Annotated in this window: 27 protein-coding genes and 2 tRNA genes; 19 read left to right on the top strand and 10 right to left on the bottom strand. The window is 63.8% G+C overall.

Annotation, left to right across the window (positions count from 1 at the left end):
- The first annotated feature begins 38 nt into the window (after positions 1 to 38).
- From AC3WLX_RS18535 to AC3WLX_RS18520, 4 genes are read left to right on the top strand one after another with little or no spacing between them, the layout of a single operon-like run.
- Positions 39 to 899: a fumarylacetoacetate hydrolase family protein gene (locus tag AC3WLX_RS18535; RefSeq protein WP_492337023.1), complete on the top strand. Its 861-nt coding sequence runs from the start codon at positions 39 to 41 to the stop codon at positions 897 to 899.
- A gap of 3 nt (positions 900 to 902) precedes the next feature.
- The gene (gene hpaH, locus AC3WLX_RS18530) at positions 903 to 1,706 is read left to right on the top strand and encodes a 2-oxo-hept-4-ene-1,7-dioate hydratase (RefSeq protein ID WP_492337022.1); all 804 of its coding nucleotides are present in this window, start codon (positions 903 to 905) and stop codon (positions 1,704 to 1,706) included.
- A gap of 25 nt (positions 1,707 to 1,731) precedes the next feature.
- A complete protein-coding gene (locus AC3WLX_RS18525) occupies positions 1,732 to 2,127 on the top strand; it encodes a RidA family protein (RefSeq protein WP_131871708.1) in 396 nt (131 codons plus the stop codon).
- A 14-nt stretch (positions 2,128 to 2,141) separates the two neighbouring features.
- Positions 2,142 to 3,017 carry an amidohydrolase family protein gene (locus tag AC3WLX_RS18520; protein ID WP_492337021.1) on the top strand — a complete coding sequence of 292 codons (876 nt, stop codon included), beginning with the start codon at positions 2,142 to 2,144 and terminating at the stop codon, positions 3,015 to 3,017.
- Positions 3,018 to 3,376: 359 nt separating this feature from the next.
- On the opposite strand, the gene AC3WLX_RS18515 is transcribed toward AC3WLX_RS18520, so the two are convergent.
- Positions 3,377 to 4,384, bottom strand: a complete 1,008-nt coding sequence (locus tag AC3WLX_RS18515; RefSeq protein ID WP_492337020.1) for an LLM class flavin-dependent oxidoreductase — start codon at positions 4,382 to 4,384, stop codon at positions 3,377 to 3,379.
- Positions 4,385 to 4,635: 251 nt separating this feature from the next.
- Between AC3WLX_RS18515 and AC3WLX_RS18510 the strand changes: the two genes are divergently transcribed.
- Genes AC3WLX_RS18510 through AC3WLX_RS18500 form a run of 3 tightly spaced genes read left to right on the top strand, consistent with a single transcriptional unit; the run spans position 4,636 to position 6,321 of the window.
- Positions 4,636 to 5,139 (top strand): peptidase associated/transthyretin-like domain-containing protein, encoded by a 504-nt coding sequence (locus tag AC3WLX_RS18510; RefSeq protein WP_492337019.1) that lies wholly within the window; start codon positions 4,636 to 4,638, stop codon positions 5,137 to 5,139.
- Between the two features lie 12 nt (positions 5,140 to 5,151).
- Positions 5,152 to 5,790, top strand: a complete 639-nt coding sequence (locus AC3WLX_RS18505) for a ferric reductase-like transmembrane domain-containing protein (RefSeq protein WP_492337018.1) — start codon at positions 5,152 to 5,154, stop codon at positions 5,788 to 5,790.
- A 54-nt stretch (positions 5,791 to 5,844) separates the two neighbouring features.
- Positions 5,845 to 6,321, top strand: coding sequence for a Crp/Fnr family transcriptional regulator (locus tag AC3WLX_RS18500; RefSeq protein ID WP_291623062.1), 477 nt, complete (start codon positions 5,845 to 5,847; stop codon positions 6,319 to 6,321).
- A 1,247-nt stretch (positions 6,322 to 7,568) separates the two neighbouring features.
- On the opposite strand, the gene AC3WLX_RS18495 is transcribed toward AC3WLX_RS18500, so the two are convergent.
- The gene (locus tag AC3WLX_RS18495; RefSeq protein ID WP_492337017.1) at positions 7,569 to 7,919 is read right to left on the bottom strand and encodes a RidA family protein; all 351 of its coding nucleotides are present in this window, start codon (positions 7,917 to 7,919) and stop codon (positions 7,569 to 7,571) included.
- Between the two features lie 64 nt (positions 7,920 to 7,983).
- Positions 7,984 to 8,058: transfer RNA gene (locus tag AC3WLX_RS18490), tRNA-Thr, on the bottom strand.
- Between the two features lie 310 nt (positions 8,059 to 8,368).
- Here AC3WLX_RS18490 and AC3WLX_RS18485 point away from each other — a divergent pair.
- The 12 genes from AC3WLX_RS18485 (at position 8,369) to AC3WLX_RS18430 (ending at position 16,915) form a co-directional block, all read left to right on the top strand.
- The gene (locus tag AC3WLX_RS18485) at positions 8,369 to 8,557 is read left to right on the top strand and encodes a hypothetical protein (protein ID WP_492337016.1); all 189 of its coding nucleotides are present in this window, start codon (positions 8,369 to 8,371) and stop codon (positions 8,555 to 8,557) included.
- An 80-nt stretch (positions 8,558 to 8,637) separates the two neighbouring features.
- Complete coding sequence (locus tag AC3WLX_RS18480; RefSeq protein WP_492337015.1) at positions 8,638 to 10,302, top strand: FAD-dependent oxidoreductase; 1,665 nt, start codon at positions 8,638 to 8,640, stop codon at positions 10,300 to 10,302.
- A gap of 239 nt (positions 10,303 to 10,541) precedes the next feature.
- Entirely contained in the window at positions 10,542 to 10,850 is a 309-nt protein-coding gene (locus AC3WLX_RS18475; RefSeq protein WP_492337014.1) for an EthD family reductase, read from the top strand.
- Between the two features lie 191 nt (positions 10,851 to 11,041).
- Entirely contained in the window at positions 11,042 to 11,551 is a 510-nt protein-coding gene (locus AC3WLX_RS18470; RefSeq protein WP_492337013.1) for a hypothetical protein, read from the top strand.
- Between the two features lie 116 nt (positions 11,552 to 11,667).
- Entirely contained in the window at positions 11,668 to 12,492 is an 825-nt protein-coding gene (locus AC3WLX_RS18465) for an alpha/beta fold hydrolase (protein ID WP_492337012.1), read from the top strand.
- Between the two features lie 139 nt (positions 12,493 to 12,631).
- The gene (locus tag AC3WLX_RS18460; RefSeq protein WP_492337011.1) at positions 12,632 to 13,075 is read left to right on the top strand and encodes a DUF2948 family protein; all 444 of its coding nucleotides are present in this window, start codon (positions 12,632 to 12,634) and stop codon (positions 13,073 to 13,075) included.
- Positions 13,076 to 13,222: 147 nt separating this feature from the next.
- Entirely contained in the window at positions 13,223 to 14,518 is a 1,296-nt protein-coding gene (hisD, locus tag AC3WLX_RS18455) for a histidinol dehydrogenase (protein ID WP_492337010.1), read from the top strand.
- Positions 14,515 to 15,012: a UPF0262 family protein gene (locus tag AC3WLX_RS18450; RefSeq protein WP_291631458.1), complete on the top strand. Its 498-nt coding sequence runs from the start codon at positions 14,515 to 14,517 to the stop codon at positions 15,010 to 15,012. The genes hisD and AC3WLX_RS18450 overlap by 4 nt, the downstream gene beginning before the upstream one ends.
- A gap of 71 nt (positions 15,013 to 15,083) precedes the next feature.
- A complete protein-coding gene (locus AC3WLX_RS18445) occupies positions 15,084 to 15,551 on the top strand; it encodes an arsenate-mycothiol transferase ArsC (RefSeq protein WP_492337009.1) in 468 nt (155 codons plus the stop codon).
- Positions 15,552 to 15,706: 155 nt separating this feature from the next.
- Positions 15,707 to 16,336: a Maf-like protein gene (locus tag AC3WLX_RS18440; RefSeq protein WP_225113370.1), complete on the top strand. Its 630-nt coding sequence runs from the start codon at positions 15,707 to 15,709 to the stop codon at positions 16,334 to 16,336.
- 145 nt (positions 16,337 to 16,481) lie between these two features.
- Positions 16,482 to 16,664 carry a DNA gyrase inhibitor YacG gene (gene yacG / locus AC3WLX_RS18435; RefSeq protein WP_492337008.1) on the top strand — a complete coding sequence of 61 codons (183 nt, stop codon included), beginning with the start codon at positions 16,482 to 16,484 and terminating at the stop codon, positions 16,662 to 16,664.
- 175 nt (positions 16,665 to 16,839) lie between these two features.
- Positions 16,840 to 16,915, top strand: a tRNA-Phe gene (locus AC3WLX_RS18430).
- Between the two features lie 319 nt (positions 16,916 to 17,234).
- Here AC3WLX_RS18430 and AC3WLX_RS18425 read toward each other — a convergent pair.
- From AC3WLX_RS18425 to AC3WLX_RS18395, 7 genes are all read right to left on the bottom strand, one after another.
- Positions 17,235 to 17,588, bottom strand: a complete 354-nt coding sequence (locus AC3WLX_RS18425; RefSeq protein ID WP_492337007.1) for a ParB N-terminal domain-containing protein — start codon at positions 17,586 to 17,588, stop codon at positions 17,235 to 17,237.
- Positions 17,589 to 17,598: 10 nt separating this feature from the next.
- Positions 17,599 to 18,762 (bottom strand): radical SAM protein, encoded by a 1,164-nt coding sequence (locus AC3WLX_RS18420; RefSeq protein WP_492337006.1) that lies wholly within the window; start codon positions 18,760 to 18,762, stop codon positions 17,599 to 17,601.
- 1 nt (position 18,763) lies between these two features.
- A complete protein-coding gene (locus tag AC3WLX_RS18415) occupies positions 18,764 to 18,907 on the bottom strand; it encodes a hypothetical protein (RefSeq protein WP_492337005.1) in 144 nt (47 codons plus the stop codon).
- A gap of 456 nt (positions 18,908 to 19,363) precedes the next feature.
- Positions 19,364 to 21,445 (bottom strand): molybdopterin-containing oxidoreductase family protein, encoded by a 2,082-nt coding sequence (locus AC3WLX_RS18410; RefSeq protein ID WP_492337004.1) that lies wholly within the window; start codon positions 21,443 to 21,445, stop codon positions 19,364 to 19,366.
- A gap of 7 nt (positions 21,446 to 21,452) precedes the next feature.
- Positions 21,453 to 22,325, bottom strand: coding sequence for an ABC transporter permease (locus AC3WLX_RS18405; protein ID WP_492337003.1), 873 nt, complete (start codon positions 22,323 to 22,325; stop codon positions 21,453 to 21,455).
- Positions 22,322 to 23,104, bottom strand: coding sequence for an ABC transporter ATP-binding protein (locus tag AC3WLX_RS18400; RefSeq protein ID WP_492337002.1), 783 nt, complete (start codon positions 23,102 to 23,104; stop codon positions 22,322 to 22,324). Before AC3WLX_RS18400 ends, AC3WLX_RS18405 begins: the two co-directional genes overlap by 4 nt.
- A complete protein-coding gene (locus AC3WLX_RS18395; RefSeq protein ID WP_492337001.1) occupies positions 23,101 to 24,144 on the bottom strand; it encodes an ABC transporter substrate-binding protein in 1,044 nt (347 codons plus the stop codon). The genes AC3WLX_RS18400 and AC3WLX_RS18395 overlap by 4 nt, the downstream gene beginning before the upstream one ends.
- Between the last annotated feature and the right edge of the window lie 119 nt (positions 24,145 to 24,263).

The following is a 24,263-nucleotide window of genomic DNA, read 5'->3' as shown; positions in this document are numbered from 1 at the left end:
TTCGCCGGCTGCCGCCCAAGATCATCGGAGGAAATACAATGCGACTGCTGAGCTATCTCCTGGACGGCGAGGCGCGCTATGGCGCGGCCGTGGACGGCGGCGTGGTCGATCTCACCAGGCGCATCGGCCGTGATTATTCAGACGTGAAGGCGCTGATCGCGGCCAACGCGCTCGCGGATGCGCAGGAAGCCGTCGCCGGGCAGAAGCCGGACCATGCGCTGGACCGGCTCGTCCTGCTGCCGCCGGTGCTGGCGCCGGAAAAGCTCTGGTGCATCGGCGTCAACTACGCCGAGCGCAACGCCGAATATAAAGACAGTTCGGACCTGCCCAAATATCCCAGCCTGTTCGTGCGCAGCATGTCCTCGATGACCGGCTCCGGCCAACCGATCGAGAAGCCCAAGGTTTCGGACCAGCTCGACTATGAAGGCGAGCTCGTCATCGTGATCGGGCAGGGCGGCCGCCACATCCCGCGGGAGAAGGCGTGGTCGCACATCTTCGGCATGACGCTGTGCAACGAAGGCACGATCCGCGACTGGCTGCGCCACGGCAAGTTCAACGTCACGCAAGGCAAGAATTTCGATCGCTCCGGCAGCATCGGCCCGTGGATCGTGACGGCCGACGAGCTCGACCCGCGTGGCCCGCACGACATCGTCACGCGCGTCAACGGCGAGGTGCGGCAGCAGGATACGACCGAGCGGCTGATGTTCCCGTTCGATGTCCTGATCGCCTATCTCTCCACCTTCGCGACCCTGAAGCCCGGCGACATGATCGTGACCGGCACGCCGACCGGGGCGGGCGCGCGCTTCGACCCGCCGCGCTGGCTGAAAGCCGGCGACGTGGTCGAGGTCGAGTCGAGCCGCATCGGCGTGCTCCGTAACACCGTGGCCGCGGAGCAATAGACCATGCTGGATGCTGCGACGATCGAACGCCTTGCCGCGCGCCTCGACGAAGCCGAGCGCACGAAATCGCTGATCCCGATGTTCACGAAGGAGTACCCCGACTTCAGCATCGAGGACGCCTATGCGGTGCAGCGCGCCTGGACCAGGCTCCAGCTCGGCCGCGGCCGTGTCATCAAGGGGCACAAGATCGGCCTGACCTCGAAGGCGATGCAGAACGCGGTCGGCATCAGCGAGCCCGATTACGGCGTGCTGTTCGCCGACATGTTCTATGCCGACGCGACGCCCGTTCCGTTCGACCGCTTTCACGCGCCGCGCATCGAGGTCGAGCTCGCCTTCGTGCTGAAAGCCCCGCTGCGCGGTCCCGACTGCACCATCTTCGACGTGCTCAACGCCACCGACTACGTCACGCCCGCGCTAGAAATCCTGGAGACGCGCATGCACCGCGTCGATCCGGAGACGGGCAAGGCGCGCAAAGTCATGGACACGATCTCGGACAACGCGGCCAATGCCGCGCTGGTGCTCGGCGGCCGGCCGATCCGCCCGATGGATGCGGACCTGCGCTGGATCGGCGCGCTGCTGTTCCGCAACGGCGAGGTCGAGGAAACCGGGCTTGCCGCCGGCGTGCTCAACCATCCCGCCAACGGCATCGCCTGGCTCGCCAACCGCCTCGCGCCGCATGACGAGCATCTGGCCGCCGGCGAGGTCGTGCTGGCGGGCTCGTTCACGCGCCCGGTCGACATCCGCCGCGGCGACACCTTCCACGCCGACTACGGTGCCTTCGGCTCGGTGTCGTGCCAGTTCGTCTGAAGCAACAACAAGCAGGGAGCGAACCATGACCGGTCAAACGCGGCGCAAGAGCATCCATATCGGCGGCTTCAAGCACGTCAATCCGATCCCGAACGCCTGCCGCATCGGAAATCTCGTGATGTCGGGCGTCATCCTCGGCCGCGACCCCGCGACCAATGCGATGCCCGAGAGCCTCGATGCGCAATGCGCCAACATGTTCGCGCATATGAAGGCGACGGTGGAGGCTGCCGGGGGCACGACTGACGACATCATCAAGATGACGGTGTGGCTGAAGGACCGCGGCAATCGCGGCCCCGTCAACGTCGAGTGGCTGAAGATGTTTCCGGACGAGCATTCGCGCCCCGCGCGCCACGCGCTGCCGATGGACAACATGGATGGCGGCGCGCTGGTGCAGTGCGATTTCACCGCCGTGATCGACTAAAGGAGTTTTCGCGCATGCCGACCTATCTGCCGTTCGATCCCAATCCGCGCCGGCCGAGCAAGGCACCGCCGCCCAAGACCGTCGACAGCCAGTTTCACGTGCTGGGTCCGATCGAGAAATATCCGGAGCGTCCCGGCGCGGCCTATCGGATGCCGACCGCGACCTGGGAAGCGGCACTGCGCATGCACAAGGCGCTCGGCATCGAGCGTGGCATCATCGTGCAGACCACCACCTACGGCGCCGACCACGCCGTCGTGCTCGACGGGCTCAAAGCCATGGGCCCGAACTATCGCGGCTGCGCCAACGCGCTGGTGTTTGCCGAAGCCAGCGATTCCTATCTCGCCACGCTGCACGACGCAGGCGTGCGCGGTGCGCGCTTCAGCTTCCGCCAGGAGCTCGGCGCCGTGCTGTCCGACGCCGATTTCGCCCGTGCCATCGCCCGCATCCGCGAGCTCGGCTGGTACGTCAAGATCCAGCCGGAGAAGGACGGCATCATGTCGAGCGTCGCCAAGTACGAAAACCTCGACGTCCCCGTGCTGATCGACCACATGGCGCGCCCCGATCCCGAAGCCGGCAAGGCCGATCCGAACCTGCGCAAGATGCTGGAGCTGCTGGCTAAGGGTAATTTCTGGGTCATGCTCTCGCTCGGCGAGAAGACCTCGAAGACCGGCGCGCCCTATGACGACGTCATCCCGATCGCGCGCGCCTATATCGAGGCCGCTGTCGACCGTTGTGTCTGGGCCAGCGACTGGCCGCATCCGGTCTCGGTCAAGCAGCCGCCGAACGATGCCGACCTGCTGGAACTGATGTACCGCTACGCGCCCGATCAGGCCGAGCTCGAGAAGATCCTGGTGCACAATCCCGCCAAGCTGTTCGGCTTTGCGGATTAGGCCATGAAAGAATTGGGCTGAGCTCCTCGCCAAGCGCACAGTGCGCTCCCTCTCCCGCTTGCGGGCTACTATGTTCACACATCTCTGTCGGAGCCTTCTGCCCGCCAATCCGGAAATGCGAGTCATTCGAGTCACTCGCTTCGGTTCCGTCGCATGTGAGTGCCCAATATCGGCCTTCAGCTAACTCATTGAAGAAGATTCTCTTTTCGAGATGTGTGAATCCGATAGCGCTTGCGGGAGAGGGTCGGGGTGAGGGCTCTCTCCTCTTGGGGACTGTCTCATTGCGGAGACACCCTCTCCCCAGCCCTCCCCCGCAAGCGGGGGAGGGAGCGCACCTCCTTCGCCGCAACGATTGTGCCTCACACCACCGGCTGCTTCGCCAGCCTCTCCCGCACCTCGGCTGCGATCTCGAACGAGCGCAGCCGCGCGGCGTGGTCGTAGATCTGCCCGGTCGTCATCAATTCGTCCGCGCCGGTCTCTGCAATCAGCGCCTTCAGCTTCGCTTCCACCATATCGGGCGTCCCCACCGCTGAGCAGGACAGCGACTGGGCGACGCCGGCCTTCTCTGCCGGCGACCACAGCGCGTCCATGTCGCCAGTCGGCGGCGGCAGCGGACCCGGCGTGCCGCGGCGCAGGTTGATGAACTGTTGCTGCAGCGAGGAAAACATCCTTCGCGCCTCCTCATCGCTGTCGGCCGCGAACACGTTGACGCCGACCATCGCATGGGGCTTGTCGAGCTGCGCAGAAGGCTCGAACCGGGCGCGGTATTCGCGCAGCGCCGGCAGCATCATCTGCGGCGCGAAATGCGAGGCGAAAGCGAACGGCAGCCCCAGCATCGCCGCGAGCTGCGCGCCGAAGGTGCTCGATCCCAAAATCCACAGCGGCACCTTGGTGCCCATGCCGGGCACGGCGCGGATCGCCTGGTTCGGCTGCACGTCGCCGAGCAGAGCCTGCAATTCCAGGACGTCGTGCGGGAAGTTCTCGGAACTGGTGGCGAGGTCGCGCCGCAACGCCCGCGCGGTGAACTGGTCGGTGCCCGGCGCGCGGCCGAGCCCGAGATCGATCCGTCCCGGATAAAGTGATTCCAGCGTGCCGAACTGCTCGGCGATGACGAGCGGCGAATGGTTCGGCAGCATGATCCCGCCGGACCCGACCCGGATCGTCTTCGTCCCGCCCGCGATATGACCGATCACCACCGCCGTCGCCGCGCTGGCGATTCCCGTCATGTTGTGATGCTCGGCGAGCCAGAACCGTTTGTAGCCCCATGTCTCCGCATGCTGCGCGAGATCGAGCGAGTTGCGAAACGCCTCAGCCGCATCGCCGCCCTGGCGGATGGGTGCGAGGTCGAGGAGGGAGAAGGGGATCATGTGAGGGCATCCGAGAGGGGCGCACGGCGCGCGGTGCCTCACATATAGGATGTCAATGGCGGGAGCGCTGCACGACCCGCCGCGTAATCGGGATATTGGCGGCGCAGCGCACCGTCCGGGGTTGCTCGATTGGCACCACCACGGTCACAACACTGTTATTGCGGCCTCTGGCGCCCTTCCTTCCAATTGGGCGTTCCGCATGTGTTGTTGTAGTTTGCGGACGAACGGCATGGCCGCCAGGAGGAACCGAGATGAGCAGGGTCGAAATCAACCGCCGGAGCCTGCTCGCCGCTGGCGGCTCCGTCCTCGCAACCGGGGTCCTGGCATCGGGCGTGTCCGGATTGCTGGTGCCGGCGCGTGCGGCTGGCCTCGCGCCGACCGAAACGATGTCGGGCGGGGCGAACAATTACCGCAAGGGCGCGGCGGTCGTGGAGCGGATCGGCAAGGGCGGCTTCTGGATGAGCGGCACCGTCCGCCGCGCCGGCGACGGCGCTCCGCTCGCCGGGCAGCGCATCCAGATCTGGGCGCACACGGTTGAAGGGCAGGAGCACGAGCCGCACAGTCATGGCGCCACCCTCACCGACAAGGACGGCAAGTTCCGGCTCGAGATGCCGCAGATCATTCCCATCTTCGGCCAGCCGCACGGCCACCTCGCCTATGACAGCGGTGAGTTCAAGACCGTGTTCCTGCGGCCGGTGATGCGGAGCGCCAAGGAAACCAGTCTCGAAGCGCACTTCGTGCTTCAGCCGGCCTGACCGGACCTGCGAATGACGGGGTGGAGATCGGCGCGGGTGATCCTGATCTGGGTCGCCCTGGCTTTGGCCATTGGCGTGCCGGTCGCGCTTGCGGCGACGAGCGAGCAGCTCGCATGGCGCGGTCCGGTCTACATCCTCGCCGGTTTTGCCGGGATCGTCGCGCTCGGCCTCGTGCTGGTTCAGCCTTTGCTGGTCGGCGGCTACCTGCCGGGCCTGTCGGCCTATCGCGGCAGGCGTGTCCATCACTGGATCGGCGGCGCGCTGGTGGCGGCGGTGGTGATCCACGTCGCCGGCCTCTGGTTCACCAGCCCGCCCGACATGATCGACGCCCTGACTTACGCCTCGCCGACGCCGTTCACTCCCTACGGGGTGACGGCGATGTGGGCCCTCTTCATCGTCGCGCTGCTGGCTCTGCTGCGTCGGCGGTTGGGACTGCGCCTGCGAACCTGGCGCATCATTCACATGCCGTTGGCGATCGTCATCGTGGTCGGTAGCGTGGTCCATTGCCTCCTGATCGAGGGGACGATGGAGACAGTTTCGAAAGCCGTGCTGTGCGCAGCCGCCCTCGCGGCGACCGTGAAGGCCATGGTCGATCTGCAGGTTTGGCGAAAGCGAAGGACGCTGCGCGGGGAGAGTCCAGCGCAGCAGTAGCCTGGTGGCCACGAGCTGCTTGCCGCAGTCCGCGACGGCGCGTAATTTCGCATCATGACGGTCACGGCTCCCGATCTGAAAGCGTTCCTGCTCGCGACGCCGTTCTTCGGCGGTCTTTCGGAGGCGAGCCTCGACCTCTTGATCTCGATGCTGGTCGAGCGCGGCTTCGATGCCAACGCGACCGTCGTGGCCGAGGGCGAGCCGGGGCGCTCGATGTTCATCGTCAAGTCCGGCCGGCTCGCGGTGAGCAAACGGACCAAGGCAGGCGGCGTCATCCCGATTTCCGTTCTGCAGCCGGGGGACTTCTTCGGCGAGATGACGCTGATCGAAATGCAGAACCGTTCGGCCACGGTCGTCGCGGAGGCGCCGACGGTGCTGTACGAGCTGACGGCCCAAAAGCTCTATGCCTGCTACAAGGCCGACATCCACGCCTACGTGATCGTCCTGCAGAACATCAATCGCGAACTGTGCCGCCGGCTGCGCCGGGCAGACGATCGCTTCGCGAGACACGCGGCGGATAACGACAATTGATCGCGTATGATAGCCGCGCAATCGCATATGGGAGCGATCTCGCCTGTGGCATCCTTCGAGACGCCCGCCAATGGCGGGCGTCTCGAAGGACGAGGCGCGCGCTCAGTAGCGAAACCCATCATGTGCGTGGCTCGAAGGGAGCCGATGGGTTTCGCTTCTCTCTACTGATCCTACGGGCTAGTCGAGATCCCTCGACGGACCCTGGCGATCACGACTTGTCGTGCGCGTACTTCTCGAGGACCAGCCGGTTATACTCGTCCCTGACGGCTCTGCGGGACACACTCCCCTTCCGGTCCTTGGCGATTTTCAGAAGATCAGGATCGGTGGGTGCTTTTGATTTGCGCCGAAATCTCGCAAGGAAAGGGGTCGTCGGCTCCGACATCCTTCCAAACAGGCGGTCGAACCATCCCATTGTGTCCTCCCGGACATGTCGCGAGCGAAAAGACTATCACCAAGAAATGCGGGGTCAACGTGCCGTGTGAGCGCAATTTTCAAGAAGGCGCGGACCGCAAGCTGATGTCGGCCGCAACGCTACTGGCCTGTCGGGCAAAACACCCCCTCCGCGCGGCTCCCCTGTCAATCCCCGCCCGCGGAAATATTCCACTTTACCGAAATTCGGAATTGCGGTACCTGTCGCGCATCCCGGCCCAAGGAGAGGGGCGATCGTACGTCGCAACGAACGTGGGCGGGGGTGCGGTGGACGCGGCTGCGTCGGGCATGCGAGGCGGGACCAGGGCGAGATGAACCTCGTGAGGTCCAACAGCGTGCGGACGGACGGCGCCAACATCCGGCGAGGCCTCTTGGCAGAGCCGGAAGCTGCGTACGGCGAAAGCGCGTCGTCCTGACCGTCGTTGCTACGGTCAAGCCTTGCGGAGATGCGTCGGGGCCCAACCGGGTCTCGGAACATCGCCAATTCGCGAGGCGACGGAGGCCAGAACGAACTCGGCTCCGGGGAGAGCGCGCATAAGCCGTCAACCCATCGCGCAGGGAAGGTCGGGTGTTCTCCGGCCCACCTGTTGTCCGCCTGCGCATTTGCGTGTGCAAATACCTGAGCGCAGCGGATCGTGGGTGCCAGCCGGCACCCGGCCTTCCCTGCGCTCTCTTCACAGAAAGAGAGTCAAGGAAAACAGCAAAACCCGGACGCTTTGCGCCGCGGGAACGCTGTTTCATGTGTGAACACAGGAATGACCGCGCAGTCTCGCGACCCAAACCGACCGAGCTTTCTCGCCTTCCCGATGTCGCCCTTATCAGCGGCGTGCGGCGATCGCCGTCAGCTCCAGCTTGACGCCCGGGCCGAGATCCGCAACGCCAATCGCGGCACGCGCCGGCAGATTGTCTGCGGTGAAGGTGCGCTTCCACACCTGGTTGAACGCGGGCTTGTCGGCGAGATCGGCCATGAAGATGGTCACCTGCAGAACGCAAGAGAGATCGGAGCCGGCTCCCTCGAGCAGGGTCTTCAATTGGCGCAGCACATCCTCGGCCTGCCCGGCCATGTCGAGCCCGGTATTCTCAGGGACGATGCCGCCAAGATAGAGCACGCCATGATGCTCGACGATCTCGTGGAGCAGTCCTTCATAGGGCAGGGAACGTGTGATCACGATCGCATCCGTGGATGTTGCGGGCTCGCTGCCGGGTGGAGGGCTCGCTACATTAGGGGAGGGCTGGTGCTGCCAGACAGGATTGAACTGTCGACCTCTCCATTACCAATGGAGTGCTCTACCACTGAGCTACGGCAGCATGTGCTGGTGAAGAATCGGGCGCCCGAGGGCGTACCAAGCGGGCCGATATCTGCCACAAGCCCCCCTCCGGTGCAAGCTTGCAAGCCGTGTCAAAACCAGAAATTTGGGTCGATATCGGGGCCAAAATGCCGGTTTTCGCGCGTACCGAGTTTCTGCGGATTCGGGGGCCAGTATCCCCGGCCAGCTGGCCAGTTGTGCGCGACGCCCGACTTGCGCGATTTCGCGTTTCGCACGATCGCGTCGCGTCCCCCTCTTGAGCTGCCACAGTTCGATGGCATTCTGCTGCCGATTGCCGTGATGGAGCCGGGATGGCTGACGAGACCGACAAGAGTGCGAGGCCAGCGAAGGCGTCCCGGGACGACCGCCTGAAATCGGCGCTGCGCGAGAACCTGAAGCGGCGGAAGGTGCAGGCGCGGGAACGCGCCGCGATCACCGACCCCTCGCAGAACGACGATGGTTCCCTAAATGAGGGGGCCGCCGGCAAGACCTCTGGTTGAGGGACGGCGGCCAGGAATTTGGAGTGCATGCAGTGGCAATCGGGCAGGACGAAACGCAACGAACAGACCGTGACGCACAGATGCTGCGGTTCACCCGACCCGAACAGACCTTTCCGGCGCTGACCCCCGCCGAGATCGAGCGGATCAGGCACTTCGGCGAAATCCGCACCTTTCGGGATGGCGAGCTGCTGTTCGAGACCGGCAAGCCCGGGCCCGGCATGTTCGTCGTGCTGAAGGGGCACGTCGCCATCACCCAGCGCGACGGGCTTGGTCACGTCACCCCGGTGATCGACCAGGGGCCGGGGCAATTCCTGGCCGAACTCAGCCAGCTCTCCGGCCGGCCGGCGCTGGTCGACGGGCGCGCCGAGGGCGATGTCGAGACGCTGCTGCTGCCGCCGGACCGGCTGCGCGCGCTGCTGGTTGCCGAGGCCGAGCTCGGCGAGCGCATCATGAGGGCGCTGATCCTGCGCCGGGTCAATCTGATCCAGGACGGCGCCGGCGGCCCCGTGCTGATCGGACCGTCGAACTCCGCCGGCGTGGTGCGCTTGCAGGGGTTCCTCACCCGCAACGGACAGCCGTACCATCTGCTCGATCCCGATCGCGAGCGCGACGGGGCCGAATTGATCGCGCGCTATTCGCCGAAGCCCGAAGACTGGCCGCTGGTCGTCACCACCGACGGGTCGGTGCTGCGCAATCCGAACGAGACCGAGCTGGCACGCGCCATCGGCATGATCGGCGGCACCAAGGATGGGCGCATTTACGACGTCGCCGTCGTCGGCTGTGGTCCCGCCGGGCTCGCGACCGCGGTGTATGCGGCGTCCGAAGGGCTTTCCGTCGCCGTGCTCGACACCCGCGCTTTCGGCGGCCAGGCCGGCGCCAGCGCGCGCATCGAGAACTATCTGGGCTTCCCAACCGGCATTTCCGGCCAGGCGCTCACCGCGCGCGCCTTCACCCAGGCGCAGAAATTCGGTGCCGACATCATGATTCCGGTGACGGTGAAGGCGCTCGACTGCACGCGCAAGGACGGCGCGTTTTCGGTGGCGCTCGATGGCTGCGATGCCCTGCGCTCGCGCGCAGTGGTGGTCGCGAGCGGCGCGCGCTATCGGCGGCCTGATATCGCCAACCTCGACAAGTTCGAGGGACGCGGCGTCTGGTACTGGGCTTCGCCCGTCGAGGCGCGGCTCTGCGCCGGCGAGGAAGTCGCGCTGGTCGGTGCCGGCAATTCGGCAGGGCAGGCGGCCGTGTTCCTGTCGGGGCACGCGAAGCGCGTGCTGATGATCATCCGCGGCGGCGGCTTGGGCGCCAGCATGTCGCGCTATCTCATCGAGCGCATCGAAGCGACGCCGAACATCGAATTGATGTTCAACACCGAGATCACGGCGCTCGAAGGCGACGAGGCTTCGCTGCTGCGCCGTATCCACTGGAAGAGCCGGCTGTCGGACGATGTGGATTGCGCCGACATCCGCAATCTCTTTCTGTTCGTGGGCGCCGATCCCGCCACCTCCTGGCTCGACGGTTGCGGCGTCACGCTCGATCGCGGCGGCTTCGTCGTGACGGGCGCGCAGTCCGAGCAGAACCAGGGCAAGCTGGTGGCGCCGCTGGAAACCTCCGTGCCCGGCGTCTACGCCGTCGGCGACGTCCGCTCCGGCTCGGTCAAGCGCGTCGGGGGCGCCATCGGCGAGGGCGCGCAGGTGGTGGCCGCCCTGCACGGCTACCTCGGCGACGCCGCAAAACCGGCGCTTTAGTCAAGGACAAGACAAGAGAAAGGCAAGTCGAATGGGACTTGCCATTGCGCCATATCCTGCAGACTATCCCCTCATCCTGAGGAGCGCGCCTTGGCGCGTGCCTCGAAGGATAAAGGCCCGGACCGACGACCCGGGCCTTCATGGTTCGCGCGGCGATGCGCAAGCGTCGTCCGCAGGGGCGCTCACGCGCCTCCTCACCATGAGGATCCAAACACAACAAATTTTCACGGGAGGACCAAATGGCCGAAATCGTCGTGCTCTACAAGACACCCAAGGACGCTGCCGCATTCGACAAGCACTATGCCGAGACGCACATTCCGCTCGCGAAGAAACTTCCCGGCTTGAAGAACTACGCCGTCAGCAAGGGGCCGGTCGCATCTCCCGCAGGTCCTTCCGGCATCCACCTCGTCGCCATTCTCACCTTCGACAGCGTGGCGGACATTCAGGCCGCCTTTGGCAGCGAGGAAGGCAAGGCGACCGGCGCGGACGTGCCGAAATTCGCCAGCGGCGGCGCCGACATCCTGATCTTCGACACCAAGAACGTGTGAGGTTCGATTCAACTTTCGTCGAAAACCTGCCGTCGTTTGTGACAGCGGTGCAAAAGATTCAGCCATGCGCGTTGTCGATTTGCACGATGGCGCATGGCTTTGCTCGTGCATGTGACGACAACGCATGTGGCAATCCGATGAGGACCGTAATACCATCCTTCGCATCTGATGGAGAGACGAGGAGAAATGTCGTGGTCCTTGGATTGAGCCTGCCTGCTCTTACGCTGATCCATGTCATCATCAGCCTGATTGCCATCGTTGCCGGCCTCGTCGTGATGTTTGGCCTGCTCGGCTCGAAGCCCATGCCCGGCCTCACTGCGATCTTCCTGCTGTTCACCATTCTCACCAGCGCCACCGGCTTCCTGTTTCCATTCAAGGAGCTGCTGCCCTCGCACATCATCGGCATCATCTCGCTGGTGCTGCTCGCGGTCGCCTGCCTTGCGCTCTATGGCATGAAGCTCAAAGGCGTCTGGCGCCCGGTCTACATCGTGACCGCGATGATCTCGCTGTATTTCAACGTCTTCGTGCTGGTGATCCAGTCGTTCCTGAAAGTGCCGGCGCTCGCCGCGCTCGCGCCCGCCGTGCCGCCGGCGCCGCCGTCGGGCCCGGTGTTCGCGGTCGTGCAGGGCGTCGTGCTGGTGTTCTTCGTCGTGCTCACCATCGGCGCCTGGCGCAGGTACAAGCCCATGGCGTTTGCCTGATCGGCACCCCCTCGTCATTCCGGGGCAGCCCGGAATCTCGATTTAGCAATCCCCAGATTCCGGGTCCGCGCCAACGCGCGCCCCGGAATGACTCGAACTTGAAGAGGAGCCCCCCAATGCCCACCATCACCACCAAAGACGGCGTCGATATCTTCTACAAAGACTGGGGCGCCGGCCAGCCGATCGTTTTCAGCCATGGCTGGCCGCTGTCGGCGGACGACTGGGACGCGCAGATGTTGTTCTTCGTCACGCGCGGCTACCGCGTCATCGCCCATGACCGCCGCGGCCACGGCCGCTCGGCGCAGGTCGCCGACGGCCACGACATGGATCATTACGCCGACGATCTCGCCGCGCTCACCGCGCATCTCGACCTCAAGAACGCGATTCATGTCGGCCATTCCACCGGTGGCGGCGAGGTCGTGCACTACATCGCCCGTCACGGCGAGAGCCGGGTCGCCAAGGCCGCGATCCTTTCGGCGGTGCCGCCGCTGATGGTGCAGACCGCGGCCAATCCCGGCGGCTTGCCGAAGAGCGTGTTCGACGATCTCCAGAAGCAGCTTGCGGCCAGCCGCACGCAGTTCTATCGCGACCTCCCCGCCGGCCCGTTCTACGGCTACAACCGCCCCGGCGCGACGCCGTCGGAAGCGGTGATCCAGAACTGGTGGCGCCAGGGCATGATGGGCGGTGCGAAAGCGCATTACGACGGCATCGTCGCGTTCTCGCAAACCGATTTCACCGAGGATCTCAAGAAGATCAACGTGCCCGTGCTGGTGATGCACGGCGACGACGACCAGATCGTGCCTTACGCCGATTCCGCCCCGCTCTCGGCCAAGCTGCTCAAGAAAGGCGTCCTGAAGACCTACAAGGGTTTTCCGCACGGCATGCCGACCACGCACGCCGAGACCATCAATGCCGATCTCCTGGCGTTCTTCAAGGAGTGAGCGCTTCAGGCCTGAACCTCCCTTGTTGTGGGAAAGGGTCGCTCGCAGCGTAGCGGCAAGATGGGCCAGGGCTTAACTTGGTGGAAATTTCGGGGCTCGCGCGCGTTGAGTCCCGTCCCCACCAGGAGAAGCGCCGGCGATGTCGCCCCAGCTCAAACTGATCGCGCTCGATGCCGACGATCTCGCCGTGATCTCGACCCATGTCCAGGACGCCCGAGTCGTGGCGTCGGACATCATCTGGCGGCAGAGCGAGAAGCGGCTCGTGGTCGGCATGAGCCGGCTGGACTGGGAGCAGACATTGGAGGGCGAGGCAGAGCCACGGCGGCTGGTCGCCGCGCTTCGTTTCGACCGTGTGCTCGCCTGCAAGGCGCGCAACATCGATCTTGATGCGCCGGACAAGGTGCTGGACCTCGTCGGCATTGAGTTTCACCCCCAGGAAGGGCGCCACGAGGAGCCCGGCGGCAGCGCCCTGCTTTTGTTCGCCCAGGGCGGTGCCATCCGCCTGGATGTGGAGTGCCTGGAGTGCGAGCTGACCGACCTCGGGGCCGACGCGCTGGGAACGGGACTTGAGGCGGAGGGGTGAAGTGGCCGGTATGCCGATCCAAATCCGGCCTGGCCGTCGCTGGACCGGCACCTTCCGAGGGTTGACGCCGCTTCCCCGCCGCGCCATTGAGCAGGGGACCGGGTGCGCCGATCCGCCCCTCAAGACCAGCCGGAAGCCAAGCGAAACATGCCCGTTCGCCTCGACCGCAGCAGCGCCGATTTCGACCAGCGATTCGCCGCCTTCCTCGCAGCCAAGCGCGAGGCTTCGGCCGACGTCGAGGCGGCCGCACGCGCGATCGTCGATGACGTCGCCAGGCGCGGCGATGCCGCCCTGCTCGAGGCGACGGCCAAGTTCGACCGGCTGACGTTGAGCGCATCCTCCTTGCGCGTCACCGCCGCCGAGATCGAAGCTGCGGTCAAGGCCTGCGAGCCTGCGACGCTCGATGCGCTCGCGTTCGCGCGCGACCGGATCGAGACCTATCACCGCCGCCAGCTGCCGAAGGACGAGCGCTTCACCGACCCGCTCGGCGTCGAGCTCGGCTGGCGCTACACCGCGATCGAATCCGCCGGCCTCTATGTGCCCGGCGGCACGGCCGCCTATCCATCCTCGGTGCTGATGAACGCCGTGCCGGCAAGAGTCGCCGGCGTGTCGCGGCTCGTGATGGTGGTCCCCTCGCCGGACGGCAAGCTCAATCCGCTGGTGCTGGCCGCCGCGCATCTCGGTGGCGTCACCGAGATCTACCGGGTCGGCGGCGCGCAGGCGATCGCCGCGCTGGCGCACGGCACCGCGACGATCGCGCCGGTCGCCAAGATCGTCGGGCCTGGCAACGCCTATGTCGCCGCGGCGAAGAGGCTGGTGTTCGGCAAGGTCGGGATCGACATGATCGCCGGCCCCTCCGAGGTGCTCGTCATCGCCGACGACACCGGCAACGCCGACTGGATCGCCGCCGACCTCTTGGCGCAGGCCGAGCACGATTCCAGCGCGCAGTCGATCCTGATCACGGACTCGGCGCGCCTTGCCGCCGACGTCGAGAAGGCGGTCGAAGCGCAGCTGAAGACGCTGCCGCGCGCGGCGATCGCAGGCAGCTCCTGGGCCGATTTCGGCGCCATTATCATGGTGAAAAACCTCGACGAGGCGATCCCGCTGGCGGATTCCATCGCGGCCGAGCATCTCGAGATCATGACCGGCGATCCCGACGCACTCGCCGCGAAGATACGCAATGCCGGCGCGGTTTTCCTTGGCCCTCATACGCCCGAGGCGATCGGCGATTATGTCGGCGGCTCCAACCACGTGCTGCCGACGGCGCGCTCGGCGCGGTTCTCCTCAGGCCTGTCGGTGCACGACTTCATCAAGCGTACCTCGATCCTGAAATGCGGCCCCGAGCAATTGCGTGCGCTGGGACCTGCCGCGATGACGCTCGGCAAGGCGGAGGGGCTGGACGCCCATTCGCGCTCGATTGGATTGCGCCTCAACCTGTCATGACAAAGCCGCCCGCTCAGGACGACACGGCCAACCGCATCGTCGGCATCACGCTCGACGAGGAATCGATCGGCCGTTCCGGTCCCGATATCGAGCACGAGCGGGCGATCGCGATCTACGATCTGATCGAGCAAAACCTGTTCGCGCCCGAGGGCGCGGAGGGGAAGGGCCCGTTCACGCTGCATATCGGCATCACCGGCAACCGGCTGATGTTCGACATCCGCCGCGAGGACGGCACGCCGGTCGTCGCGCATCTGCTGTCGCTGACGCCGTTCCGGCGGATCGTGAAGGACTATTTCATGATCTGCGACAGCTATTACCAGGCGATCCGCACCGCGACGCCGGACAAGATCGAGGCCATCGACATGGGCCGCCGCGGCATCCACGACGAGGGATCGCGCACGCTGCAGGAGCGGCTGAAGGGCAAGGTGCGGGTCGATTTCGAGACCTCGCGCCGGCTGTTCACGCTCATCACCGTCCTGCATTGGAAGGGTTAGGGCATGGCCCGGAAAAGTGTGCAGCGGTTTTCCGACAAGGCCATGCCCTCTATCAAAAGAGGCTGAGCGCGATGGCGGGTCCGCCACGCGCACGCGATCCACAATCGGTGCTGTTCGCCTGTGCGATGAACAGCGTGCGCTCGCCGATGGCCGAGAGCCTGTTGCTGCACATGTTTCCGCAGGGCCTCTACGTGAAGTCGGCCGGCAACAGGAAGGGCGAGCTCGATCCGTTCGCAGTCGCCGTGATGGCCGAGCTCGGCCAGGACATCTCGGGCCACAAGCCGCAGACCTTCGAGGAGCTGGAGGACTGGGAGGGACTGAACTTCGACCTCATCATCACGCTCTCGCCCGAGGCGCATCACAAGGCTCTGGAGCTGACCCGCACGCTCGCCGCCGACGTCGAATATTGGCCGACGCAGGATCCCACCACCATCGAAGGCAGCCGCGACCAGAAGCTCGCCGCTTACCGCGAGGTCTGCGACCAGCTGTTGATGCGCATCCGCCGTCGGTTCGCCAAGACGGGCGCGGCGAGCGGGTAGCATGCGGCGCCCGTTACACCGGCGTCACAGGATGCAGGCACTTCCATGCCGAAGCCTCGAATCACCAAACCTCGGGTTCCCGGGTTGTGAAATCAGCCCCCTTCCGATAGGTTCCGCGCGCAATTCACCCCTGCTGCCATCCCCCAAATCACCTGATGCTCGGCCGCCCCAAATTCGTACTTGCCTCCGGTTCGCCGCGGCGCCTTTCGCTGCTCAACCAGGCCGGCATCGAGCCGGATGCGCTCCGGCCGGCCGACGTCGACGAGACGCCGCGACGGGGCGAGCTGCCGCGCGCCTGCGCCAACCGCCTCGCGCGGGCCAAGGCGGATGCCGCGCTCAAATCGGTGCAGCTCGACGACGAGCTGCGCGGCGCCTTCATCCTCGCTGCCGACACGGTGGTGGCGGTGGGCCGCCGCATCCTGCCCAAGGCCAACCTCGTGGACGAGGCCGCGCAGTGCCTGCGGTTGCTGTCGGGCCGCAACCACCGCGTCTACACCGCGATCTGCCTGGTCACGCCGCGCGAGGCCTTCCGCCAGCGCCTGGTCGAGACCCGCGTCCGCTTCAAGCGCCTCTCGGAGGACGACATCCAGGCCTATATCGGCTCCGGCGAATGGCGCGGCAAAGCCGGGGGCTACGCCGTGCAGGGCATCGCCGGCTCGTTCGTGGTGAAGATGGTGGGCTCCTACACCAACGTCGTCGGCCTGCCGCTCTACGAGACCACGACGCTGCTCGGCGGCGAGGGCTTCCCGATCCGCTTCGGCTGGCTCAACACCACCACCGTGTGAGCCGAAGGCCGCGGCCCGAACAAAACCGCGAAAACAACCCCATGCATAGTAGAAGCGGCCCCACCGGCTCCCTACGCCGCCGCTCCGGGAACCCGTTAGCCGACAGGCGCTTGAAGCCGTTCACCCCGTGTAAGCTGCCGACCTCATGAATGACCAAGTCGAAAAGTCCGCCGGCCCGCCGAAGGCATGCCCGATTTGCGGCAAGCCGCAGTCGGAAAAGACCCGCCCGTTCTGCTCGTCCCGCTGCCGCGACGTCGACCTGAACCGCTGGCTGAAGGGCTCCTACGTCATCCCCGGCCGCGACGACGACACCGACGACGTAGAATAGACAAATAATTCCAATCGTTTGCAGGCCAAATCGGCCAGTCGCACCCGGGCCACCCCACCTTGTGCACAGCCGGGCCGCGCCCGGCGAAGCCTCTTGGCGAAGCCGGGTGGACAGGCCGCCCCGAGCCCACTATAAACCGCCCGCTCGATGGGCTTTGGCCCCTCTGTTGGAGCACGCCCAGGTAGCTCAGTTGGTAGAGCATGCGACTGAAAATCGCAGTGTCGGTGGTTCGATTCCGCCCCTGGGCACCATTTAATTTCGGTGCTTCCGTAACCCAAAGACCCCCCGAGCGAGAGCTCGTCCCGGCGTAGCCCGAAGGGCGAAGCCGGATGGTTCGATTCCGCCCTTGGGTCCCCTCTCTCTCGTTGGCCAGTTCGATCGGCCGGCTCGGCCGCTTGCCCGAGAATCGAAGGTAGCGGCCGAGCGCGGCGAGGGCAGGCAAATTATAGTGATGGGTCGCAGCCTTGGCTTCAGCTCGAGCGGCCGCAAAATCACAGTTGAGTGCACTGTCACCGTAACCTTGAAATGCATGCCGCTGTGCACGCCGGAAATCTGCAGCCATTTTTGCGATTACACCTCGATAATTCGAAGCGGGGGAGGATCGGTTCTAAATTGTACGATCGCAATTTCCGCCATTTGCAATCGGCACGCTTTTACCAATCTATGCATACCGTCAAAGATGTCGCCGTTCGAAGAAAGTATGAGGGGGGTCCTGACGTCTGCGGCATCAATACGACACATATGATCGATAAAAGATTTCAAGTTAGCATCGTCGTACGATGCGAAGAAGTTCATTGTTTGGAGGTCAAATTCCTCAATGTTGCGATGGCTGATAGGAAGATTGGCCGCTGCAACTCTCAGGGTTTCAACGTCCCAAACTGAGACTAGATTGCCGTTTTTTTTTGCGCACAAATGCACATCCATCTTTGCTCCCTTACAGCAAGTTTGCGCGCGCGAAATCGTCTGAGACCACTGCGTGAATATATCGAATGAGGCTCAAAAGTGTCTCGCAGTGGATACTCTCATTCTTGAATTGCGTGTGACGGCCATATCGATGAGGTAAATACCCTCCTCCGCAAGTTTCATAAGCTTCACAATCCTTGCAGGTCTGAGGCAAATCATTCTGGTTGAGCAGACCGAGCCGGAAAACCTCAGTGTTGCGGAGGTCGTCTATTGTATTGCTCAAAACATTAAGCCCCTGATTAGTGAAACCATTCGCGCAGGTGCGGAGCACGTCTAGGGGTTCTAATCCCCCATCCGTTTCGATCACAATTTCTGAAACTGGATGAACGCCAAGGGCATCTATGCCCGGCGGTTGACCAAGCAGGCCTTTGATGATGGCTTCGAAAAATCTCACTCGAACACCGGGGTCGTTCTGACGATACCAATGATCGAATAGCCGGGTATAAAAGTCAGTCAGTTGTTGAGCATTCCACGGCGGGGGAGCGTCGTGATTGTAATCTGGCAGCAGAAAATCAAACCTACTTACACCTAGTTGTCGTAAATGATCGAAAATTTCGACTGACGAATAGGCTGGGTTTGCCACTGCGAGAATTCCCCACTTTCCCGCTAAATCACGCCGACCCGCGCAACGTTTAATTCCGCCTTCGGCTCGCTCATAGGTCCCTCTACCCTTATGATCGACGCGGAATTTATCGTTGATGTGCGCTGGGCCATCAATGCTGATCCCGAAGCCGACTTCATGCTCAATGAGGAAATCTATCCACTCATCCGTGAGCAAAAGCCCATTCGTCTGCAACGCAAAATCGACATTCACGAGGTCCCCGAACGTTTCTTTGGCCATAGCAAAAAACCAGAGATACCAGGACCGCTTCACCAAAAGAGGTTCGCCGCCATGCAGCGTAATTACGACTTCAGAAATGTTGTGCGCTAGGCAGTATTCGTAAATTCGATGTATTGCGGCTTCTGCAACCGCCCTTGACATTGTAGGAGGTCGATTTTCGAATGATCGGTCTCCCATATTGTACATGTAACAATATGAGCAATTGATATTGCAAAAGTTCGCAACCTTGAAAATAAACAAGCGCGAGGTGTAGTCGATGTGGCTTGACCAGTCCCTCGCGCCTGCGTTCGGCATATCAAACCTTGACGTGCAAGCTGAACAGGGATGGTTTGATTTTTCCTGCTTCAATGTCCGCAAGTATCTTACTGATTTCCGCAATCTTCTCTTTAGTTAGTTCTTGGGTGTTAGCGATTTTCAGAGACTTTTTGTTGTCGGCCATTTATGCCTCCCGTTTTGCGCGAGTATGGTAATCTGCTTTAAAAAGATGTATATTGTCAATGCAGCAATCTGGAGGCGAATGAGCGGGATGTCAGCGTTCGTGGCGCATCGCGGGCACATCTGTTGCCCGGCAAATTATCTTTAACTTGCAGCGCAAAATCGCCATTGTAGCAGTGGGCTAGGCGGTGAAATTGGTGGAAATTTTGGAGACGATTTGGCCCCCGCCAGTTTTGATCTCGCGATAGTGTGCTGGTGGGACAACGGCCCAAAAATGCTATGAAGATCAATGTGACGAGCAGGTGTCCGACTTTATGCTACGTGTCAGAAATTAATAAGTTTTCGTTGCCCGCCCCTGGGCACCACGGCTCTCACAACCGAGCTGCGTAGCCAAGCCGCCGGTGGAACGCAGGCCGGTGTGCAGCTCAGGTTTCGGCCCGGATGTCCGCGGCGCGGTTCTTCAGCTATTTCCGATCACCGCATCCTGACCCGGCCGACGCATCCAGACCGCGGTGTCATGGAAGGCGCTGCCGCCGTTTGGCGGGACCGGATCGTCGCCAATCAGCTGGTTGACGCCAAGGCCTCCCGAGAAATCCGCATTCGGCCAGATTCCCTCGACGATCACGACGCCGGGACGAGCGCTTTGGTCGATCTTCGCCGGCAGTTCGAGCCGGCCGCGGCGATTGCCGATCTGCACGATGTCGGCATCGGCCACGCCTTGGCGCGCGGCGTCTTCGGGATGGATGATCACGTGAGGCGCGCCTTCGCGCTTCCGTGAGCTCTCGATTTCCGTGAAGGTGGTGTTGAGGAAGGTCCGCGCCGGCGGAGCAACGAGACGGAACGGGTGCTCGCTGTCGGCAACTTCATAGTTCTCCATGAAGTCGGGCAAGGGTCGCATGCCGTGACCGTACGGGCCGATCCCGGCCCAATCCGGCTTGAAATGGAATTTGCCGTCCGCGGTCGCGAAACGATGGGTGAAATGAGCGTCGTCGAACGGTTCGGCGCATTCCACCCAGCCGGTGCCGAAGGCCTCCGCCGCCGTTCCCCGTCCCGACGCAGTGAGCGTCTTGTCGATCAGCTCGAACGCGCTCATGCGAAAGCTCGGATGATCGGATCCCAGCCGCCGCGCGATGCCACAGACCACCTCGTGATTGGTCCAGCTCTCGCGATAGCGGTCGAGAACGCGGGGGCCCGCGGTGATGTAGGTGTGCCCGAGGCCGTAGTAGATGTCGTCCGCTTCGAGAAACATCGCCGCAGGCAGCAGGATATCGGCATAGCGCGCCGTCGGCGTCATGAACTGCTCGTGCACGCAAAGGAACAGGTCTTCCCGGCCGAGCCCCTGGGCCACCTTGCGGCTATCCGGGGCCACATTGGCCGAGTTGGCATTCTGCATGATCATCGCGGCGACCGGCGGCCCGCCCTTGAGGGCGACCGGGTCGCCGGTCAGGATGGCGCCGATGCGCGATTGGTCGAGAATGCGCGTGTCGGGATCGCGCATGTCGAGACCATGCGCCAACGTCGTGTCGAGGCGCCAATTGTCGAGCGCGAGAAAGAACGCGCCGCCGCCCTTGTGCTGCCAGGCACCCGTGATCGCCGGCAGGCAGGACACCGCGTGCATGCTGGCGGCGCCGTTGCGCGAGCGGGTGAAGCCGAAGCCGAGGCGCAGGAAGCTGCGCTTGGTCTGTCCGTAAAGCCGTGCGATCTCGACGATCTGCGCGACGTCGACGCCCGTCACCTGCGCCGCCCGCTCCGGCGGCCAGCTCTCGATGTGACGCCTCACGTCCTCGTCGAAATCTGTCAGCCCCGCGAGATAGGCCTCATCAGCAAATCCTTCCTTCAAGAGGACGTGCATCATGCCGAGCGCGAGGGCGGCATCGGTGCCGGGGCGGACGATGACGGCGATATCCGCCGCAGCGATGGTCGGCGTCCGATAGACGTCCACCACGATCAGCTTCGCACCGCGCTTGCGTGCGCGCGCGATGTGAGTCATCGCATTGACCTGGGTGGAGACGGGATTGCCGCCCCACATCAGGATCAGATCGGCATCGACCATCTCGCGCGGGTCGCAGCCGCGCAATTCGCCGATGCCGGCCTTCCAGCCCGACTCCGCCGGCGTCACGCAGATGGTGGTCTGCTGACGCGAATAGCGGAAGGCGTGCCGCAGCCGGTCGAGCCCCCAGCGCTGGATGACGCCCATATTGCCACCCGAATGATAGGGCCAGACGGATTCGGATCCATGGCTCTGTGTCGCGCGGGTGAACCGGTCCGCAATCTCGTCGAGCGCGTCATCCCAGCTGATCGGCGCAAAATCACCCGATCCCTTGGCGCCCACGCGCCGCATCGGCTGCGCCAGCCGGTCGGGATGATGCACGCGGTCGGCATAGCGCGACACCTTGGTGCAGCAGACGGCCGACGTATAGCTGTTCTCGGCGCTGCCGCGGACGCGTCCGATGCGGGTCGGGGACAAGCGCTCCACTTCCAGCGCGCAGGCGCTCGGACAGTCGTGCGGGCAAGCCGTCTTGACGAAATTGCTGCTCGGCATGCGCGCCTCAATCGTTGCGGAATTCGGAGGACCAATGCAGCAGTCGTCGCTCGATCGCGCTGATCAGATATACGAGACCCACGCCGACCAGGCTCAGGATGACGATCGAGGCGAACATGTCGGTCGCATTGAGCGTCGCCAGCGCCGTCGTCAGGAGATAGCCGACGCCGGTCGTCGAACCCACGAACTCGGCAAGCACCACGCCGATCAGCGCAAAGCTGATCGCGTTGGGCAGCGCTGCGAAGGTCCATGCCGCAGCCGTCGGAATGCGCACGCGCCACAGGATCTGCGACCGCCGGCCGCCGAGCGTCCGGCAGAAATTCACCAGTTCCTGCTCGACGCTGTTCGCGCCCTTGTAGGTGTTGAAGAAGACGAGGAAGAACACCATGAACCACGCGGTCACGACCTTCGAGGCAAGACCGAGGCCAAACAGCATCGTGATCAACGGCACGAAGGCGATGCGCGGCATCGAGTTCATCGAGACGATGAAGGGGTTGAGCACCTTGGCCCAGAACCGGCTCTGGGCGAGCATCACGCCGACGGCGAAGCCGGACGCCGTGCCGACCAGCAGACCCAAGCCGGTGGCATAGAGCGTCGACGCCAGATGGGGCCAGATGGCGTTCTTGCCCGGCTGCATCCACTGCCAGATGCGTGCGCCGATCAGCGAAGGTCGGCTGATGAAGAACGGGTCAAAGATCGTATTCTGCTGGAACCAGGTGATGCGCGTCAGCGCTTCCCACAATCCGAGCGCTACCGCCAGGATCAGCACTTGCGTGAGCGTGATCCGCAAGCCGCCGGCCGAACGCCGCCGCGGCTGCGTCCTGGACGCGCGGCCTGCGGAAATCTCCGGGCCGGCGATCTGCACCTGGTCGCTGCTCATGCTGCCGCCCTGAACTGGTTGCCGAGCACCTTCCAGACGCGCTGGATGTGAGCGGTGAATTGGCTCGATTGCCGCAGCTCGAAGACGTCGCGCGGATAGGGAATGTCGATCACTTCTTCGAGCAGGATGTGGCTGGGGGGCGACGACAGAACGATGACGCGGCTGGCGAGCGTGACCGCCTCGTCGAGATCGTGCGTGATCATGACGATGGTCTGGCCGAGCTCGCGCCAGATCTCGAGCAGCTCGCTGTGCAGATGTGTCTTCGTATGGGTATCGAGGGCGCCGAACGGTTCGTCGAGCAACAGGATCTTCGGATCTACCGCCAGACTCATGCACAGCGCGACCCGGCGGCGCATGCCGCCGGACAGCTGATGCGGATAAGCGTCCGCAAAGTTGCTGAGATGCGCGAGCCGCAGCAGCCGGTCGATCTTCTTGTCGGTGTCTTTCCTGGCCGCGCCGGCGAATTTGAGGCCGAGGCCGACATTCTGCCGGACCGTGTACCAGGGCAGCACCGTGTCCTTCTGGAAGATGTAGCCGAGCGAAGCCGGCACGTCGCGATCGACGCGCGCGCCGTCGACATGGATCTCGCCTGCGGTCGGCGGCATGAAGCCCGCGATCATGTTGAGGATCGTGCTCTTGCCGCAACCGGACGGTCCGACGATGCAGACGAACTCTCCCTTCTCGATGGTCAGGGAGACGTCGCCTACGGCCTTCACGATCTCGCCGCTCTTGCTCTCGAACGACTTGCCGACGTGACGAAGCTCGATCATCGCGCTCATGCCGCGCGCGCCTTGCGCACGAACTCCATGTTGATCGCCGACTTGTAAGGAATCTTCGCCATCTGGTCGGGCGTGAACTGACGATCCTTGATGATGTCGGAGAGAAGCGCGTAGCTGGCCTCGGAAATGATGTTGTCCGGCGAGAAGACGTTCTGCTTGTAGAAGGTCAGGCCGCTCTTCACGGTCTCCTTCGGCAGCGAGTTCATGTAGTCTTCGTGCAGCAGCTCGGCGAGCTCCTCGGGCGTACTGGAGTTTATCAGGTTCTGCGCCTTCACGAGGCCGGTGACGGCCGCCTGGATCGCTGCCGGATTCTTCTCGATCTGTTCCTGCAGGACGTAGCAGCCGATCCCCGGGACATCGCCGCCGAAGGTCGATTTCCAGCTGGCATCGTCGCCGATGCTGAACAGCGGCACCGCCCAGTCCTCGCCCTTCATCTGTTCGAGCATGGCCGAGGTCGCGATCGTCGCGGCCACCTGTTTCGATTTCAGCGCACCGAGCATGGTCGCAAAGTCGCCGAGGCCGCGGATATCGACATCCTTGGCGCCGCCCTTCTCGGTGATGAAGACGGCCATCAGCCAAGTGGCCGATTGCAGCTGGGTCACGGCCAGGCGCTGACCACTGAGGTCGGCGACCGACTTGAACTTGCCGGCGTCTTCCTTGCGGATCAGGATGTTCGCGTAGGTAATTCTGCGATCAAGCCCGAACACGACCGTGGTGGGCTTGCCGGCGACGGTGGTGGCGAGGGCGTCGTTGACGCCGCTGCATCCCACCAGCACCTGCCCCGCCGTGAGGATCTGCTTGGTGCGCGGTCCGCTCTGGGAATTCAAATAGCCCACATCGATGCCGGCTTCCTTGAAGTATCCCTTTTTGAACGCGACATAGGGCGCACTGTAGATCGGGTCGATGCCGGCCACGCCAAACTCGTACTTCGCGGACGACTGGGCTTGGGCCGCGGTGGACAGAATGAAGGGTGCGGCCAGCAACCCCTTGGCGACGTCGCGACGGCTCCACCGGCCGTTGTGATTTCTGCTGCTCGTCATATTCCCTCTGGAACGGTCTGCTAACCGGCGAGGCAATCTTCGGGCCTGCCTTAAAATTCATCAAACAGTAAATTGCGCTGACTGCGATCTGATTTTAAGATCGCTGACGGATCGGTCCG

Source organism: Bradyrhizobium sp. FW305-F6 (assembly GCF_058782905.1).
This window is presented reverse-complemented; position numbering and strand designations above follow the sequence as displayed.

Bases quoted from the DNA above. Each gene is read 5' to 3' on its own strand.
- AC3WLX_RS18420 (WP_492337006.1), bottom strand. From the start codon at position 18,762: ATGCCGAACGCAGGCGCGAGGGACTGGTCAAGCCACATCGACTACACC.
- AC3WLX_RS18500 (WP_291623062.1), top strand. From the start codon at position 5,845: ATGACGGTCACGGCTCCCGATCTGAAAGCGTTCCTGCTCGCGACGCCG.
- AC3WLX_RS18405 (WP_492337003.1), bottom strand. From the start codon at position 22,325: ATGAGCAGCGACCAGGTGCAGATCGCCGGCCCGGAGATTTCCGCAGGC.
- AC3WLX_RS18520 (WP_492337021.1), top strand. From the start codon at position 2,142: ATGCCGACCTATCTGCCGTTCGATCCCAATCCGCGCCGGCCGAGCAAG.
- AC3WLX_RS18485 (WP_492337016.1), top strand. From the start codon at position 8,369: ATGGCTGACGAGACCGACAAGAGTGCGAGGCCAGCGAAGGCGTCCCGG.
- AC3WLX_RS18440 (WP_225113370.1), top strand. From the start codon at position 15,707: ATGCTCGGCCGCCCCAAATTCGTACTTGCCTCCGGTTCGCCGCGGCGC.
- AC3WLX_RS18400 (WP_492337002.1), bottom strand. From the start codon at position 23,104: ATGAGCGCGATGATCGAGCTTCGTCACGTCGGCAAGTCGTTCGAGAGC.
- AC3WLX_RS18395 (WP_492337001.1), bottom strand. From the start codon at position 24,144: ATGACGAGCAGCAGAAATCACAACGGCCGGTGGAGCCGTCGCGACGTC.
- AC3WLX_RS18525 (WP_131871708.1), top strand. From the start codon at position 1,732: ATGACCGGTCAAACGCGGCGCAAGAGCATCCATATCGGCGGCTTCAAG.
- AC3WLX_RS18480 (WP_492337015.1), top strand. From the start codon at position 8,638: ATGCTGCGGTTCACCCGACCCGAACAGACCTTTCCGGCGCTGACCCCC.
- AC3WLX_RS18415 (WP_492337005.1), bottom strand. From the start codon at position 18,907: ATGGCCGACAACAAAAAGTCTCTGAAAATCGCTAACACCCAAGAACTA.
- hpaH (WP_492337022.1), top strand. From the start codon at position 903: ATGCTGGATGCTGCGACGATCGAACGCCTTGCCGCGCGCCTCGACGAA.
- AC3WLX_RS18460 (WP_492337011.1), top strand. From the start codon at position 12,632: ATGTCGCCCCAGCTCAAACTGATCGCGCTCGATGCCGACGATCTCGCC.
- AC3WLX_RS18425 (WP_492337007.1), bottom strand. From the start codon at position 17,588: ATGGATGTGCATTTGTGCGCAAAAAAAAACGGCAATCTAGTCTCAGTT.
- yacG (WP_492337008.1), top strand. From the start codon at position 16,482: ATGAATGACCAAGTCGAAAAGTCCGCCGGCCCGCCGAAGGCATGCCCG.
- AC3WLX_RS18410 (WP_492337004.1), bottom strand. From the start codon at position 21,445: ATGCCGAGCAGCAATTTCGTCAAGACGGCTTGCCCGCACGACTGTCCG.
- AC3WLX_RS18510 (WP_492337019.1), top strand. From the start codon at position 4,636: ATGAGCAGGGTCGAAATCAACCGCCGGAGCCTGCTCGCCGCTGGCGGC.
- AC3WLX_RS18535 (WP_492337023.1), top strand. From the start codon at position 39: ATGCGACTGCTGAGCTATCTCCTGGACGGCGAGGCGCGCTATGGCGCG.
- AC3WLX_RS18505 (WP_492337018.1), top strand. From the start codon at position 5,152: ATGACGGGGTGGAGATCGGCGCGGGTGATCCTGATCTGGGTCGCCCTG.
- AC3WLX_RS18445 (WP_492337009.1), top strand. From the start codon at position 15,084: ATGGCGGGTCCGCCACGCGCACGCGATCCACAATCGGTGCTGTTCGCC.
- AC3WLX_RS18475 (WP_492337014.1), top strand. From the start codon at position 10,542: ATGGCCGAAATCGTCGTGCTCTACAAGACACCCAAGGACGCTGCCGCA.
- AC3WLX_RS18515 (WP_492337020.1), bottom strand. From the start codon at position 4,384: ATGATCCCCTTCTCCCTCCTCGACCTCGCACCCATCCGCCAGGGCGGC.
- AC3WLX_RS18450 (WP_291631458.1), top strand. From the start codon at position 14,515: ATGACAAAGCCGCCCGCTCAGGACGACACGGCCAACCGCATCGTCGGC.
- hisD (WP_492337010.1), top strand. From the start codon at position 13,223: ATGCCCGTTCGCCTCGACCGCAGCAGCGCCGATTTCGACCAGCGATTC.
- AC3WLX_RS18465 (WP_492337012.1), top strand. From the start codon at position 11,668: ATGCCCACCATCACCACCAAAGACGGCGTCGATATCTTCTACAAAGAC.